This is a genomic window from Nocardia noduli (genome assembly GCF_019038455.1).
GTDB lineage: Bacteria > Actinomycetota > Actinomycetes > Mycobacteriales > Mycobacteriaceae > Nocardia > Nocardia noduli.
In genome coordinates this window covers 104312-119439 of record NZ_JAFMPL010000005.1, presented here as the reverse complement: position 1 = coordinate 119439, position 15128 = coordinate 104312, and the positions used below count along the sequence as shown (strand labels likewise).

Genomic DNA, 15128 nt, shown 5'->3' with positions numbered 1-15128 from the left:
CTCGGCGCGGTGTTCGGATTCCTCGATCGCGTGTAACTCTGCATCCGGACACCATGCCCCGGCACGCGGAACCAACATCGACCCTGTACCGCGAGTCGCGGCGGTTTGGGCAACTCGGCCCAACCCCAACACGCCGGTACAGAACCGCACACAGTCGATCTTCCGAATCGCCTGGCGCCTCGATAGCCGTGATCATGTGAGCTTCGTTCTCGATGTCAACTGTGCCGTGTGATGCTTGCGATGAGTCCGTCGATGACATCGGCAACTGCTGTCTCGGTACGGAATTCGGCGCGGATGTCGGCCCACTGGGGGAGCAGTCGCGCGACGGTGGGGAAGTCGGCAAGCTGATCGGTGGTGATCAGGTCCGACCAGTAGGGCTGGGCGAGTTCGGTGTCGCGATGGGCTTGTGCCGCGCGGCGGCTCATCAGCTCGCCGACCACAAACCGCCAGACGGTGAGGTATAGATATCCGGCCTTGCGGTCGGAGGCGCCTAGTGCGTTTGCGGCATAGATGAATTCGTTGAGCATCCACATGGCGGAGCGACCGGTGCTCTGACCGGTGACGAGAATGTCTGCCACCCAAGGTAGCTGGTCCAGGGTGTCGATGAGGTAGCACACTATGGCGATCAGGCGGTCCCTGGGCGCATCGGGCAATTCGGGGCGTTGCATGGCGTCTGCGAGCTCGCCGAGTACCACCGTGAAAAGCGTTGCCTTGGTGGGGAAGTGATGGTAGATCGCGGCCGTGCTGGCCTGGAGGTCGTCGGCCAGCCGACGCATGCTGAAGGCTTCCGCACCACCGGTGGCGAGCAGTCGGGTGGCAGCGGTGACGACCGTGTCGCGCGGCAGCCGGATCGGGCGTCCGCGACGAGAGCTCGGGGAATCGGGCATGGCGGTGATTCTTCGCGCGGCGACTCTCGACATTCGGGTAAGGGTGTGCTTACCTTGATAAAAATACGCGTTATTAAATAGGAGGTACGTGGTGTCCGAGCAGCCGACCACACACCGAGGCGCCGCATCGGCCGTCGTGTTCTTGACGATGTTCCTGGTTTCTCTCGACCTGTCGATCGTCAATGTCGCGTTGCCGGCCATGGACGCCGCACTCGACCTCCGGCCGACCGGTCTGGCTTGGGTGATCAACGCGTTTCTGCTGCCGTATGCCGGATTGCTGATGCTGGGCGGCAGACTCGCCGACCTGGTCGGACGTCGCACGCTGCTGCTCTGTTCGCTCGGTGTCTTCGCGGCGGCCAGCCTGTTCGGAGGTGCCGCGCAGGAGGGGTGGCAATTGATCGCTGGTCGTGGTTTGCAAGGTGTCGCGGCCGCGGTGCTCACGCCGATGTCGCTGGCGCTGGTGACCTCGGAATTCGAGGAAGGCGCCGCGCGCAACAAGGCAATGGCCATCTGGGGTGGTGCTGGCGCGGCCGGTGGCGCACTCGGGGTGGTGCTGAGCGGGCTGCTCACCGACCACCTGAACTGGCGTTGGGTGATGTGGGTCAATGTCGTGTTCGTGATCGCCGCGATAGTCGCGGTACTGCGCGGCGTGGACAATCGGATACCTGCCGGTCATCGGCGGCCCGACGTCCTCGGTGGACTGCTCGTCACCGCAGGTGTCACGGCCTTGGTGATGGGTGTGATCGAGACCGGCGAGCGAGGTTGGGCTGCGACACGAGTGTTGGGCTGGTTCGGTGGGGGCATGGTCGCCCTGCTGGTTTTCGTGGTCGTCGAAGCTCGGGTGACGGATCCGCTGGTGCCGCTGGGGTTTCTGCGGCGGCGTTCATTGATAGGTGCCTCGGTCTTCGGATTCCTGCTCACCTCTGCCCAGATCGCCAGCTTCTTCTTCGTCTCCCAGATCATGCAACGTGTACTGGGCTACAGCCCCACCGAGACCGGCCTGTCCTTCCTGCCATTCTGCGTCGGCATCGTGATCGGGTTGCGCGCCGCCCAGGCCGTGGCCCGCGACCATGGACCCCGGCCGGTGCTGCTCGCCGGTGGTCTACTCGGCGCCGCAGGGCTTTTCTGGTTCGGATTCGCCGGGCCGACAAGTAGTTTCGCTACCGCGATTCTGGGGCCGTCGCTGGTCTGCAGTGTCGGTGTCGGTGCCGCGATGGTGGCGATGGGCCTGGCGGCCACCTCGGGAGTGCCCGTCGAACAGGCAGGACTCGCCTCGGGAATCCTCAGCAGTGCTCGCCAGCTCGGTGGTGCGTTGGGGCTGGCGGTCCTGGTCGCCGTGGCCAGTTCCGTCACCGGCGACGGGATAACGCCAGACGCGCTGTCTGACGGTTTCGCCACGGCCCTGCGAGTAGCCGCCGGCCTCCTCGCCATCGGAGCTGTCGCAGCGACTGCGATCGTTCCGGTTTCCCGCCCGAAACCGCAGGTATCGGATACCGGCGAGGCGCTGCCGCACCCGTCGCCTGCCGCGGCGGACCTTCCGGTCGAGTAGTCGACAGTGACACGGGGTCGCTGCGTGGTCTCGACCGATATGGATGTGTGAAGGTCGCCAGCCTCGACGAAAGAGGAAAGCATCAAGGATGAGTGAGTACCCTCACTGTCGAGCTGTCGAGCTGTCGAGCTGTCGATCGCGGCGGGCAGACTCAGCACTCGCTGTACGGCGTCATTCTGGCGGCGGTGTGCCTTGGCTGTGACGTCGGTGCTGCCGCATGCGCAGCGTTGCGCCGAGCGCAGGCTCGGATCCGGTTCGGCGGACCGTTTCCGCGCAGCCCCTGCTGTGCACCCACCTCTCACGGTGCTGGGGTCGGACTGCTCTCAACAGCCTGTCGGCTGGTCGTGGGCCGAACCGATCGCCGCGCTGGCCATCGCCACGATTATGAGATCGCTACTGGATTGGGGCACTCGGCATGACGATCCTGGTGGGCGCTCGCAACCTCGACCAGGGCAAACAGGCTGCCGCTCGGTTGTGTGGCGATGGCATCGACGCGCAGGCTGTCCACTTGGATGGTCGAGGACCGCGGCCGTTGTCGCGGGTGTACGTCCCGGTGGCGTCGGCGCCGTCGGTGGCACCGGTGCTGGCATACGTCGCGACCAGCTTGTTGTCGTCGTCGAGTACATCGGCGACAACCCGCAAGCAGCACGCGCGGAAATCATCGAACGTGTCGGTGCTGAATGCGGAATGCGCGACGGCGGGTGCCTTTGCCGAAGTCTCGACCGCGGGTGCGACGAAGCGAGGGGTGCCTGGCTGCGAGTACGGTGTGTTGCCGGTGGCACGGCGCCTCACAGAATTGGGCGCACCCCGCCGGCGCATATTGTCCGCCCCGGCGGGGGAATTCGATCGTGCTGATCGCGCGACCGCTCCGGCGTTCCTACTGGGCGAACCGGACCTGGTGGCAGCAGGTTTCACCGGGTCGCTGGCGACTGCGGTAGCGCGGCCCCTGGGGCGGTGCTGTGCACCGCCGCTCTTCTGGGGCTTCAGGCCGGTGCCAACTGTAGGGCGCGCTCGACTCGGTGAGTCATGTTTTCGTTGGTCGGCTCGATCCGGCGTGGCATTCGGCGCAGGTGCCGTAGATGTCGATGCGGTGGTCGATGTCGGCGTATCCGTGCGCCGAAGCGAAGGAGTCGATTCGGCGCTCGAAGGGTTCGACGGCGAATCTTTCGGCGCGGCCACATGTTCGGCAGAGTAGGTAGTGGTGGTGTCCGGAGTCGTCGCGAATCCTGTAGAGCAGTTCGTCGTTCTCTGCGCGCTGTGTCTCCACTATCTGCTGTGTGGTGAGGCGGCGCAGGATTCGGTAGACCGTGGTCAGGGCGATGCTGGTGGCAAAGGTGGTGTGCAGGTCGAGGTGTAGTTGCTGCGCGCTTCGGAAATGGTCATCTCGCTTCAGGGCGGCGAGCACGCTGGACTGCCAGCGGGCTCGCTGGGCACGTCGTGCGGGTGCATTCGCATCGCGGAGGCGCGGTGTCATCGTCGGCCTTGTCGGGTTCGGGACGGTGTCGGTGGCCGAACGGGTGGCTGTCCTGTCCGTAGGCAGGACAGCCTGACCGGTCGGTTGGGTGTCGAGCTTGGTCAGTCCAGGGAGATCTCCAGATGGACGGTCTGGAATACGGAGGTCGGGGTGCGGGCGTCGTGGATCACGGTGCCGAAGGTCTGCCAGAACTCGAGTGCTCCGGGTGATTTCGCATCCGTGTGGAGATAGAGCCGACGGAGGTTGGGATTCTGTCGAACGAATTCGATGGCGTGACGCACCAAGCGTGTCGCCAGACCGCGCCGCTGGTGCCCGGGGTCGACGTAGACCCGGAACAGTTGAGCGGTGACGCCGTCGGGGAACTGTTCGGCCAACCATGCCGGGTGTGGTGGGGTCCGCGGACCGCGGGCCTGGATCGCGGTGGTGGCCACTACCTCTTCGTCGCGTACGGCGACCCACAGGCGTTGGTCGGGGTGCTGGAGGTAGGTCTTCTCCGGATCGATGACGTCGTCGTGGTGTTCGGGCAGGTAGCCGCAGCCGAGTACGTTGTAGAAGGTGTCGAGCATGATGCGCCGCGCGGCGGGCATGTCTTGGGCGCGGGCTTCCCGGATCGCGTATTCGGTTCCTACGTGGGTCGGCGCGCTCATCGCAGACCCGCCAACTTGTCGGCCAGCACTTCGAGGCCTTCCACGGCGACGGGTCCCGGTCCGGTATAGCCGAACGGAATGACGATGATCCGGTCGTCCCGGATCGCTTTCATCGACGCGAGTTCGGGGCGGGCGCGCAGTGCTTGGCGCACGGATTCGGGTGTCTGATCGCCTTGGGTCAGCAGGACCACGACCTCGGGGTCGCGTTGGATGAGGGTTTCGGTGTTGGCGCCGAACTGGCGTTTGGCGACGTCGCCGAAGATGTTGTTCAGGCCGAGCATCGTCATTTGGGTGTTGACGGTGCTGGTGGCGCCGTAGGCGTTGAGGGTCGATCCGTCGCGGGCGAGGATCAGCGCGGCCGCGGGCCGCTGTGGGGTGCCGGGTTTCTGTTTGCCGGCTACCGCGTTGATACGCCCACGTAGGGCCGCTGCCTCGGTGGCGGCGGCTTGTTCGGTGCCGAAGAGCTTTCCGTACAGTTCGATGTCGGCGAGGACGTCCTCGAAACTTCCGGCGGCGTTCTGGCAGTATCCGCGGGTGACCAGCACGGGGATGCCCATCGGCGCGAGGTCGTCGGCGGAGACGGCCGCGCCCTCGAAGCTCACGACCACATCGGGTGTCCGGTTGATGATCTCCTCGCGGGCCAACTCCGCGGTGGCGGCGACGAATTCGGCGTGGGCGAGTCGATCGGCGTATTGGCCCGGGAAGGGAGAGGTTTCGAAGGTGCGGGCGACGACGCGGTCGGCGGCTCCGGCCGCGGCGATCATCGGCGCGCCGATCGATCCGACGGTGACCGCTCGTCGCGGCGGCGCGTCGAAGGTGACGTCGCGTCCACAGCTCGAGATCGTCATCGGGAAGCCGGGGGCCGTTCGGGTCGTCTCCGAGGAGGTGGTGCCGCCGCACGCGGTGAGTCCCGCGACGAGTGCGACCGCGGCAGACAGGAGTGCCGGTCGCCGGAGGCGCCGAAGGTGGAGGGATTTCACTGTTGTCGTTGTTCCTTTTCTGGGCAGGGGATTACGTGTGTGTGCCGCGCATGCGGCGGATGAGAACGAGCAGTAGAGGCGCGCCGACGACCGCGGTGACGATTCCCAGCGGTAGTTCGCGTGGGGCGAATGCTGTGCGGGCGACGACGTCGGCGGCGACGAGGAAGATCGCGCCGATCAGCGCCGAGACCGGAATGAGGGCACGGTGGGTGCTTCCGACACAGAGGCGGGCGATGTGCGGGATGATCAATCCGACGAATCCGATCGCGCCCGACACCGCGACCACAGCGCCGACACCCAGTGCGACGATGCCCAAGGCGTAGATGCGTAAGCGGATCGGTGAGAACCCCAGTGTTCGTGCGGTGTCGTCGCCGATGGCCAGTGCGTCGAATCGTGTACTCATGACGAACAGGACGCCGAGGAAGACCAGGACCACGGCGCTGGTGAGGCCGACCGAGCTCCATGCCGCCGAGCCCAACGACCCCAGCAGCCAGAACAGCACCGCGCGCGCGCCTTCGGGGGAGTCCGAGGCGAAGATGAGGAAGCTGGTCGCCGCGGAGAAGATGTAGCCGATGGTGACGCCGCCGAGCAGTAGACGCAGGGAGGTCATCTGGCCGTTGATCCTGGCGACGAGGAACAGCAGGACGGTGGCGATCATCGCTCCGAGGAACGCGCTCGAGGTGAGGGCGGCCGTAGAGACGGCGGTGGTCGAACCGAACAGCAGACAGACCGCGGCACCGGTGGAAGCGCCCGAGGTGACGCCGAGGATGTGTGGATCGGCCAGCGCGTTGCGGATGATGGTCTGCAAGACCACGCCGCTGACGGCCAGCGCGGCGCCGACGCAGGCTCCCAGCAGCACCCGGGGGATGCGCACCTGCCACACGATCGAGTCGTGGGCTCGGCTCCAGCCGACGGCGTCCGGCCATCCGAACATGTGGTGGCCCACGATCTCGGCGACTGTCGAGGGCGGCACCCAGACCGGGCCCAACCCGGTCGCGACGACGATGGTGGCGATGAGTGTCGCACCGAGTCCACCGATCCAGGCGAGGGTGATCCAACGCTTCCCGGCGTGATCGAGGTCATCGACGGTTCGCGGTGCCAGGGTGGTGGTGGTCACGAGTGCACTACCTTCCCGTCATCGACCGCGGTGTGGACGGGGCTGGCCGCCGAATCTTTCGCGGATAGCGACGTGGTCCGCCGTGGTCCGAAGAGCAATTGGGTGGACCCGAAAGCGATCGAGCGCTGCACCGAGACCTGATAGACGGGCTCGAGTACTTCCGGGGTCAATACCTCCTCGACCGGTCCCGCTGCGGTGATCCGGCCTCTCTCGAGCAGGACGAGGCGATCGCAGTAGCGGGCGGCGAGGTTGAGGTCGTGCAGGACTACCACCGTGGTGACCGCCAGTTCGCTCACGAGGCTGAGCAGTTCGTGTTGGTAGCGGACGTCGAGGTGGTTGGTGGGCTCGTCGAGCAGGATGTGGTCGGCGTCCTGGGCCAGCGCGCGGGCGATCAGAACCCGCTGGCGTTCCCCGCCCGAGAGTGAGGCGTAGCTGCGGTCGGCGAATTCGCGAACGCCGACTCGGCGCATGGCCGCGGCGGCGGCGACCCGGTCCTCGCGGGAGTAGCCCTGGAACGCCCCGACCCACGGTGACCGGCCGAGCAGCACCATTTCCGCGACCGTGATGGGGGTCTCGCTCGAGGATTCCTGGGTGACGACGGCGAGGCGGGCGGCCATCTGCTTTCCGCGCATGGACTCGACCGGCGTTCCGTCGATCATGATGGTTCCGCCACGCGGGCGCAGCGCTCGGTAGATCAATCGCAGCAGGGTCGATTTGCCGGATCCGTTGGGCCCGATCAGTCCCAGACTGATACCGGAATCGGCGACCAGCCCGATGTCGGTCAGCACGGTCTTGCCGTCGTAGTCGAAGTGGACGTCCTCGAGGGTGATCATGCGCTCACTCCGGCGACCGAGCGGGCGACCCGGGGCCGACAGGCCAGTCCGGCGGACCCGGTCGCCAGGTGCGATGCACCGAGATCGACGTCGCGAAGCCCTCGCATATCTCCTGCGCCCGAACGAGTTTGAGGTCATGATCGGGATCGGCGTCCGACAGCAGGATGCCGGTGGTCGTGCCGCTGTGTGCGATCACGACGCCGAGGGCCCCGAGCCGACGAGTCTGGTCGGCGACGGCCTCGAGATGTGGGCGTTCGCGCAGTACGGAGTTCTTGACGGCGCTGTGTGTGGAGATGGCGCCGATCGTGGCGAGATCACCGCAAGCGATGGCGGCGGCGAGGTCGGCGAGCATCGTGCTGTATTCGTGCCCGTCTGCGGCGGAGAACGGTTTGTCGCGTCGGTTGAACTCCACGGTGTCGAGTTGTCCGCCTTCGTCGCCGAGCACGATCGTCATCGGCGGCAAGGGCCGCAGTCGGGAAAGCAATTGCACCTCTCGGTGGTAGAAAGCGACCGCGCCGGGATACATGACGCCGTCGGAAGGTTCGATGTGCCGCAGGTCGGCTTCGATTTCGTGAGCGGTGATCGCGCAACCTTGGGAGTTGGCGACCGCCCGGGCGGTCGCCACCAGGTCGGCGGTGGAACTGGCGAGCCCTTTGCCCTCGGGCAACTCGCTGACGATCGTGAGCCGCCCGCCCTGGCCTCGGGAGGTTCTGCCCAGCATCATCTCCACCAAGCGGCGTGCCTTGGTCTTGTGCGAGGGCGAGACGTGGACGCGGTCCTGGTGTGGATCGGGTTCGAACACCGCGACCGAGCCCTGCCGAATCGGGAGGGTGACCAAGAAGTCACGGTGCTCGGAAGTGATGCCCTGCAACAGTTCCCCGCAGCTTCCGAACGCGCTGCCGACGCCGATCTCTCGCGGTCCGCTCACGACGGGGCCGATGTGAGGTGGGGACGACGCCGCGCCACGACGTGTAGACGGTCGTCCTCGAGCCGGTCCTCGAGTACGCCGTCGCCGGGCCACGCCGGCTCGGTGAGCGGTCCGGGACGATCGAACAGGGCAACGACACCGAAACCGGACAGAGCCAACAGGTGTCGCAGTTCCTGGGGAAACAGCAGACGCCAGGCTGTGTCCTGGCTGACCGGTTCCGGACAGCCGTCCCACGTCCAGACCCGCCGCCGACGCAGCAGCTGTGCCGGCAGATCGATCGACAGCGAGGTACGGGAGGTGTAGCCGACGCCCTCCCATTCGATCCGGCGCACCGATTCCTGATCGAGCAGTTCGCGGCGGCCGCGGTCGGTGAGCAGGAACGCGGCGTTGCGCATCTCCATGATCAGCAATCCGCCCTCGCGCAGACACCCGAAGAACGAGACCAGCGCGGCACGGATGTCGTCGGTGTCGTGCAGATGCAGCAATGTGCTGCCCAAGCACGTGAGAACATCCACGGGTTCGGGCACGGTGACGTCGCGGGCGTCGCCCACTCGGAAATCCTGACCGGGGTACTTCGCGCTCGCGTAGGCGACCATCCGGTCGGAGATGTCGATTCCGGTGACGCGATAGCCGATCTCGGCCAGCCGCGCTGCGTCACGTCCGGTGCCCGCGCCCACATCCAACAGCCGTGAACCGGGGATGGGCTCGGTGTCGGCATAACGGGTCACCAGGTCGTCGACGAAGCGGGCGTTGCGTTCGCCGGTGTCGGGGAAGGTCTGCTCGTACAGGGCGGGATTGTCGGTCAGCAAGTTCTCGCTGATCAGCATCGGGTCAGCGCCGGTCGGTGTCATCGTCGGATTCGCCTTTCACGAGAACGGTCGGGACCCGGTCTGCGGCGTTGCCACCGCCGGGCGCGGGCAGTGCGCCGACTCGGTGTAGCGCGGTCACCGCTGCCGCGGAAGCGAAACCTGTGCCCGCGCACAGCAGTGCGGGCCACCACGCCGACGCTCCCCCCAAACGGTCGATCGCGGCGCCGACCGCCGAGGTGAGTGTCACCGTGAACACCCCGGAGACGAGATAGAAAGCGCCGTAGTAGGTTCCGGTGAGACTGGGTCCGGCGAAGCGGGGAACGAGTTCCAAGACGAACGGTTGAACGGTCATGATGCCGATGGCCAGGATGGCTGCGGCGACGAGCACAGGAACGACCTGCGCCGCTGTGGGAACCGGTCCGTCGGTGATCGCGTCGATGACACGCACCGCCGCGGGCGGAACCAGGAAGGCAGCGCCCATCACGCTCATGCCGAGGGCCATGGCCGGACCTCGCGCACGGTTGCCGAATGCTCGTGTGATCCTGACCTGCAGTGCCAGGATGACGATCGTCTCGGTGAGGAACAGCGCGGCGACGGCTGCGGCCCCGGCGGTGTCGCCTGCGGCATCTTGGGCTTGCAGGGTGAAGATGAAATAGATCTGACTCTGCAGTGCGAACATTCCCATGAGGGCGACGGCGAACATCCAGAACACGCGATGCCCGACCAGGTTGGTGAGGTCACCGAACAGGCTGGTGCCGCTCGGTGTGACTCGGCGCTCCGGTAGTAGCAGGAACTGGGCAATGGTCAACGTGAGGAACACTGCCGCGGCGACGACGGCGGTCGGCCGGAAGCCCAGCGAGATCAGTATCGTTCCCACGATGGGTCCGGCCGCCGACCCGACGTTGCCGAAGATGTTGAACAGCGCGAAGGCGTCCGCGGCGCGGTCGTCGCTGTCGCGGGCGATGTAGGCACGGACCGCCGGATTGAACAGCGCTCCCGCGAAACCGGTCAGGACCGAGGCGGTCAGGACCACCGCCAACGAACCACCCACGGCGAACAGAGCGAATCCCGTCGCCCGGATCGCGGCCCCGATGATGATCACCCGCCGCGCGCCGAGTCGGTCGGCAGCGGTGCCGCCTACCAGGAACAAGCCCTGCTGGCTGAGGTTGCGCACACCCAGCACCACACCGACCACAGCCGCCGACAGTGCCAGGTCCTCGAGCAGGTAGTCGGCAAGGAAGGGGATGAGCATGTAGAACCCGATGTTGCCAGCGAGTTGGTTGACCAACAGCAACCGGACCGACAGGGGGAACGTCCGGAACAAGCGCAAGGTGGTCATGTCACGGCTCCGTGAGGTTCGATTCCCAGTCCGAGGCCCGGCGGTCGCCGCAACACTCCGTCGGAGCCGGAAAGACCCCGCCACGGGTCGTCGGCGATGAGCAGGTGCCCGTCCAGATCGACCCAGCGCGCGGCCCCACTGAGATGGGCGGCCGGCGCGATACTCAACGATGTAGAGGCCTGGCAGCCGAGCATGACATCCACCCGTGCGGTTCGCGCCCAGTCGATCATCGCGGCGGCGGCGTGCAGACCGCCGCATTCGGCCAATTTGATGTTGATGCCGGCCACCAACGCGGGCAGCGCCGCCAACTGCTCGACCGTGCCCGCGTCCTCGTCGGCGATCACCGGCATCGGCACCGCCGAGGCAACCGCGTCCAGTGCGTCGAGCCTGCCCGCCGGCACCGGCTGCTCGACAGCCGAGATCCCCGCGTCGGCCAAGTCGCACAGCACGGTCACGGCGGTCTCGACGTCCCAGGCGCCGTTGGGATCGAGCAGCAATCGGGCGTTCGGGGCCGCCGCGCGCACCGCGCGCACTCTGGCCGTGTCCTCGGCGGGATCCGCGCTGCCCAGTTTGAGTTTGAGCACGGTGAAGCCCGCGGACACCAGATCGCGGGCATGACGTGCCGCGATATCGACCGGCACGATGCCCAGTGTGTAGGCCGTGGGTACCGAATCCCAGTGCGGCATACCGAGATAGGCGTCCAGTGGCTGTCCGGCACGGATCGCGAGGAATTCGTGCACGGCCGCGTCGACTGCGGCGACCACCGGCAACGCGTCGCGTAACTCCGCGCGCAGTTCGGGAAGGCGGACGCGGAGATGGCGTGGATCGCGCTCGGCGGCGAGCCACTGCGCGGCGCGACGCAGCGCGTGGTCGATGGTCTCGAGTGTGATGCCCAGGCGGGGGCTGGTGACGACCTCCCCCCGCCCGCGAATATCTCCCTCCGACACCGTCACCCATACCGCGTCGCGAGTCGACATCGTCGCCCGCGAGATCCGCAGCGGTTCCTTCAGATCGATCCGGATGCTGTGCCAGTCCAGTCTCATACCCGCACCTGCCCCGCGGCGGGATCGCGCACAACACGACACCGGCCCCATCCGTCGACCTCTCGCTCCTCGGGGGTCGCCAACTCGGTCGGCTCGGTGTGCGGCTCGGCCAGCAAACCACGCTGTGCGCACCAGGCGTCGCTGTAGATGGTGTGCAGGTATCGGTGCGGACCATCGGGGAAGACGGTCAGCACCCGTGCGGTCGGATCTTGTCGCACCACCCAATTCGCCACCAAGGCCGCGGCTCCGGTACTCCAACCGCCTGCCAGACATGTGTGTGCGGCCAACGAACGACACGACGCGATCGTTTCCACCGGCCCGACCCAGTGCACTTCGTCGTAGTCGGTGTAGACGACGTTGCGGGGCAGGATACTGCTGCCGAGCCCGCGCATGATCCGCTCCTTCGACGGCTGACCGAAGATTCGCGAGCCGACCGAGTCGACACCGACGACACGCAGACGCGGCCAATGCCGACGCAGGACCCGGGTCAAACCCGCGCAGTGCCCGCCCGAGCCGACACTGGCGACGAGTACGTCCATCGGTTCGGCCTGTGCCAGGATCTCCTCGGCCATCGCGGTGTAGCCGAGCGCGTTGTCGGGGTTGTTGTACTGGTCGGGCCAGTAGGCGTTCGGCGTCGCTGCGATCACTTCGGCCAATCGATCCAGGCGCGCTCGCTGCCACCCGCCCTCGGGGTGCGCGGTATCGACGATCTCGAGATGTACCCCGTAGATGTCGAACAACCTGCGCATGTCGGGCTCGAGTTCACGGTCGACCACCAGGACGACCGGATGCCCCAGGGCCCTGCCTGCCAGCGCCAGCCCCAAACCGAGTGTGCCGCTGGTCGACTCGATGATCGGTGCGCCGGGGGCGAGATCACCTCGGTCGATCGCCGCGAGCAGCATCGAGGCCGCGGCGCGTGCTTTCATCCCGCCCAATCCGGCGTCTTCGATCTTGGCCCAGTAATGTCGTGCGCTTCCGGCCGCGACGGGGATCGCGGTCAGGGGAGTGCCGCCGATCGAGCGGAGAAGTCCGTGCCGCCCGTCGTGTGGGTGTGTCACCGTGGTCATATCGACTCCGCACGTCGGTAGTGGAAGTGTGTGCTCGGACCGCCGTCGAGGGCGAAGAACGGATACGGTTCCGCGGAGATCGCGGTGACCGCGTCCTCACCGAGAAACCACGGCAGTACCGCGCTGCCGCTCTGGGCGAACATGACCAGAGGGATGCCTCGGTGGGCGCAATCCCGCAGGATGGCGTCGAAACTGCCGTTCACCAAGGTCATTCCGGTGACGAGCAACGCGTCGTAGTCCTGGCTCACCTCGGCGATCGAGGTGAGCACGGGTTCGCCCCATTCGGTCGTGCCACCCACGGCGTCGCAAGCGATGTAGGACATGCCGCGCTGGCGGAGTTGAGCCAATAGCGAATTGACCACGCCGATCACCAGCACCGTGCGCACCCTCGTCGCGGGGAGCAGGTCGATGACCGTCCGCGCACGCGACTGCGACTTGGCCAGCGAGGACGGCCCGTTCACCGGCACCGGCTCACCGACGAGACCGGCAGCGCGCGGATGCGGGTGGACATACATGAGGTAGCCGTCGAGTGCGGCGATCCGCACGGCGGGAATCGCATGGTCGAGCAGATCGCTCACCTTCGCGCCGACGCACTCGTCGAGGACTTCGGCGTGATCGCGGTCGGTTTCCGGTTCGAAACCGCACGAGCCCACAGCGGACCCGATCCGAAGGCTCAAGATCTCGTTGCGATAGGCGTGTACTCGTCCGATGTGACGGGTGCCGTAGGTGGTGAGGAAGGCCGTCGAGACCGAGATCGTGTCAGGGGAGGGGCCCAGTGCCGCTGTGCGGACCAGATCGGTGAGCTCTTCGACGGTTCGGGGCCGCGCCGAGGGCGCGGTCTTGTCGATTCCGGTCATGCGCGATCACGGTTGTCGCGATAGGACACACGCAGCCCGGCGATGAGGTCCTGGGCGACCATCGCCGCCGCGCCCGGCTTCTCGTCGACCACCATTACGTGGGCGAGGTAGTCGTTGTTGCTGTTCGCCACGCGCACGTCCTTACCGGGCGCGGCCAGCGTGTGTTCGACCACGTGATCGAGTGCGGACCACTGTTCGGCACCGGTGATGCGGTCGAGTTCGCCTTGTCGGTCGGGTACCAGGAAGGCGATCGCGGCACTTCCTACGCCGGTATCACGTGGCGTGAGATCGGGTTCGACACCAGCCGCCAGATCAGCGTGTGCCGCGGCGAGGTCGATACCGGTCACACGTCGTACCAACTCGGTGATCCGGTTACCCGCAGGGCGGGGATTGACCTCGATCAGGCGCGGGCCGTCGGCGGTCAGCTTGATCTCGGTGTGCGCGACCGTGCTGTCCAGCCCCAGGGCCGCTATCGCGGACAGTGCCAGTGCACCGATCCTGTCCGCCTCCTCGTGCTCGATCGCGGCCGGGAACATGTGCCCGGCCTCGATGTAGCACCCCGTACCGATCACACGCTTGTCGGTGATGCCCACGATCGAAGTACGTCCGTCCCGGGACACGGTCTCGACGCTGAACTCCGCACCGACCAGACACTGCTCGACCAGCACCTGCGGGGCGCGTACCTGCCCGCGGGCATTCACCGGGAAACCCGCGATCGCGTCGACAGCGGCCCGCAGTTGCTCGACGTCGTCGACCTTGCGCACGAACATCCCGCCACACAGGTCGACGGGCTTCACCACCACCGGGAACCCGATGTCCTCGGCGGCATCGACGATCTCCTCCCACCGTGCGACAACCGCGAACCGCGGACCGGGAACACCCGCAGCACCGCAGATTTCGCGGGTCATGGCTTTGTCGCACGCTGCGACCGCCGCCTCACGGCTCGGCCCCGGCAGCCCGAGTTCGGCGGCGATCGCCGCGACGGTCGGTAGATAGTAGTCGCACGAGGAGAGCACCCCGTCGAAGCGCAGCACCTCGTGCAATCGATGTGCGTACGACGCCAGAGCGGACTCGTCGTTGGTCTCCGCCGACACGATATTCGCCGCCGACAGCAACGGGTGAGCGGGGTCGCCCGCCGCCCGCATGTAGTGCCCGAGGTCCCGGGTCAGAAAAGTGAAGCTGTGTCCGCGGTCGTGGATACCCCGCGGCAGCAGTGTGCTCATCGATCCGACCCAGCTCTCCACCATGAGTAGATGTCCCATGTGGCCTCCTCGTCACTAGAATGTATGGAAATGATAATCGTTACCGAAAAATCTCGAAACAGCTTTCGCAGAAGAGGTTTCGATGACCGTGTGGTGTCAGGCGGGCCTGTCCGGTCGGGAGTGGGTCGAATGGGAGCGGGAAGCGCGACGGGGCGTCGTGGACTATCGGCGCGATCGGCAGTCGTTCGCCGGTCAACGGTGGCGAGGCGACGATCAATCCGAAGAATGCTGCCGAGGTGACGGCCGCCTCGAGGCTGTGGTGGGGATGGGCGACTGCGGTACCTGCGGCAACCAACTCGGGGCTGCTCTGCGGTAACCCACTGTCGCCGTTGCCTT

Annotated in this window: 14 protein-coding genes; 1 reads left to right on the top strand and 13 read right to left on the bottom strand. The window is 66.6% G+C overall.

Translation table 11 applies throughout. The annotated features are described in order from the left end of the window. Positions 1-215: 215 nt before the first annotated feature. Positions 216-1088 (bottom strand): TetR/AcrR family transcriptional regulator, encoded by an 873-nt coding sequence (locus tag JZ792_RS05765; RefSeq protein WP_254189354.1) that lies wholly within the window; start codon positions 1086-1088, stop codon positions 216-218. Here JZ792_RS05765 and JZ792_RS05760 point away from each other — a divergent pair. Beyond that, positions 1036-2436 (top strand): MFS transporter, encoded by a 1401-nt coding sequence (locus JZ792_RS05760; protein ID WP_216907690.1) that lies wholly within the window; start codon positions 1036-1038, stop codon positions 2434-2436. The two genes, JZ792_RS05765 and JZ792_RS05760, sit on opposite strands and share 53 nt — an antisense overlap. Positions 2437-3460: 1024 nt before the next feature. On the opposite strand, the gene JZ792_RS05755 is transcribed toward JZ792_RS05760, so the two are convergent. From JZ792_RS05755 to JZ792_RS05700, 12 genes are all read right to left on the bottom strand, one after another. Next, positions 3461-3910, bottom strand: coding sequence for a Fur family transcriptional regulator (locus tag JZ792_RS05755; protein ID WP_254189353.1), 450 nt, complete (start codon positions 3908-3910; stop codon positions 3461-3463). A gap of 101 nt (positions 3911-4011) precedes the next feature. Further along, complete coding sequence (locus JZ792_RS05750) at positions 4012-4557, bottom strand: GNAT family N-acetyltransferase (protein WP_216907572.1); 546 nt, start codon at positions 4555-4557, stop codon at positions 4012-4014. Further along, entirely contained in the window at positions 4554-5537 is a 984-nt protein-coding gene (locus tag JZ792_RS05745) for an ABC transporter substrate-binding protein (protein WP_216907570.1), read from the bottom strand. The genes JZ792_RS05750 and JZ792_RS05745 overlap by 4 nt, the downstream gene beginning before the upstream one ends. 31 nt (positions 5538-5568) lie before the next feature. After that, the gene (locus JZ792_RS05740) at positions 5569-6654 is read right to left on the bottom strand and encodes a FecCD family ABC transporter permease (RefSeq protein WP_216907568.1); all 1086 of its coding nucleotides are present in this window, start codon (positions 6652-6654) and stop codon (positions 5569-5571) included. Next, the gene (locus JZ792_RS05735; RefSeq protein WP_216907566.1) at positions 6651-7487 is read right to left on the bottom strand and encodes an ABC transporter ATP-binding protein; all 837 of its coding nucleotides are present in this window, start codon (positions 7485-7487) and stop codon (positions 6651-6653) included. Before JZ792_RS05735 ends, JZ792_RS05740 begins: the two co-directional genes overlap by 4 nt. A gap of 4 nt (positions 7488-7491) precedes the next feature. Next, on the bottom strand, positions 7492-8415 hold the full coding sequence (locus JZ792_RS05730) for a GHMP family kinase ATP-binding protein (RefSeq protein ID WP_216907564.1): 924 nt from the start codon (positions 8413-8415) through the stop codon (positions 7492-7494). Beyond that, the gene (locus JZ792_RS05725; RefSeq protein WP_254189352.1) at positions 8412-9266 is read right to left on the bottom strand and encodes a class I SAM-dependent methyltransferase; all 855 of its coding nucleotides are present in this window, start codon (positions 9264-9266) and stop codon (positions 8412-8414) included. Before JZ792_RS05725 ends, JZ792_RS05730 begins: the two co-directional genes overlap by 4 nt. Beyond that, complete coding sequence (locus tag JZ792_RS05720) at positions 9247-10563, bottom strand: MFS transporter (RefSeq protein ID WP_216907562.1); 1317 nt, start codon at positions 10561-10563, stop codon at positions 9247-9249. Before JZ792_RS05720 ends, JZ792_RS05725 begins: the two co-directional genes overlap by 20 nt. Next, the gene (locus JZ792_RS05715; RefSeq protein ID WP_216907560.1) at positions 10560-11606 is read right to left on the bottom strand and encodes an enolase C-terminal domain-like protein; all 1047 of its coding nucleotides are present in this window, start codon (positions 11604-11606) and stop codon (positions 10560-10562) included. Before JZ792_RS05715 ends, JZ792_RS05720 begins: the two co-directional genes overlap by 4 nt. Further along, entirely contained in the window at positions 11603-12673 is a 1071-nt protein-coding gene (locus JZ792_RS05710) for a PLP-dependent cysteine synthase family protein (RefSeq protein ID WP_216907558.1), read from the bottom strand. Before JZ792_RS05710 ends, JZ792_RS05715 begins: the two co-directional genes overlap by 4 nt. After that, positions 12670-13530, bottom strand: a complete 861-nt coding sequence (locus JZ792_RS05705; RefSeq protein ID WP_216907556.1) for a Rossmann-like domain-containing protein — start codon at positions 13528-13530, stop codon at positions 12670-12672. Before JZ792_RS05705 ends, JZ792_RS05710 begins: the two co-directional genes overlap by 4 nt. Further along, positions 13527-14792, bottom strand: a complete 1266-nt coding sequence (locus tag JZ792_RS05700; RefSeq protein ID WP_216907554.1) for an ATP-grasp domain-containing protein — start codon at positions 14790-14792, stop codon at positions 13527-13529. Before JZ792_RS05700 ends, JZ792_RS05705 begins: the two co-directional genes overlap by 4 nt. Positions 14793-15128 lie beyond the last annotated feature (336 nt).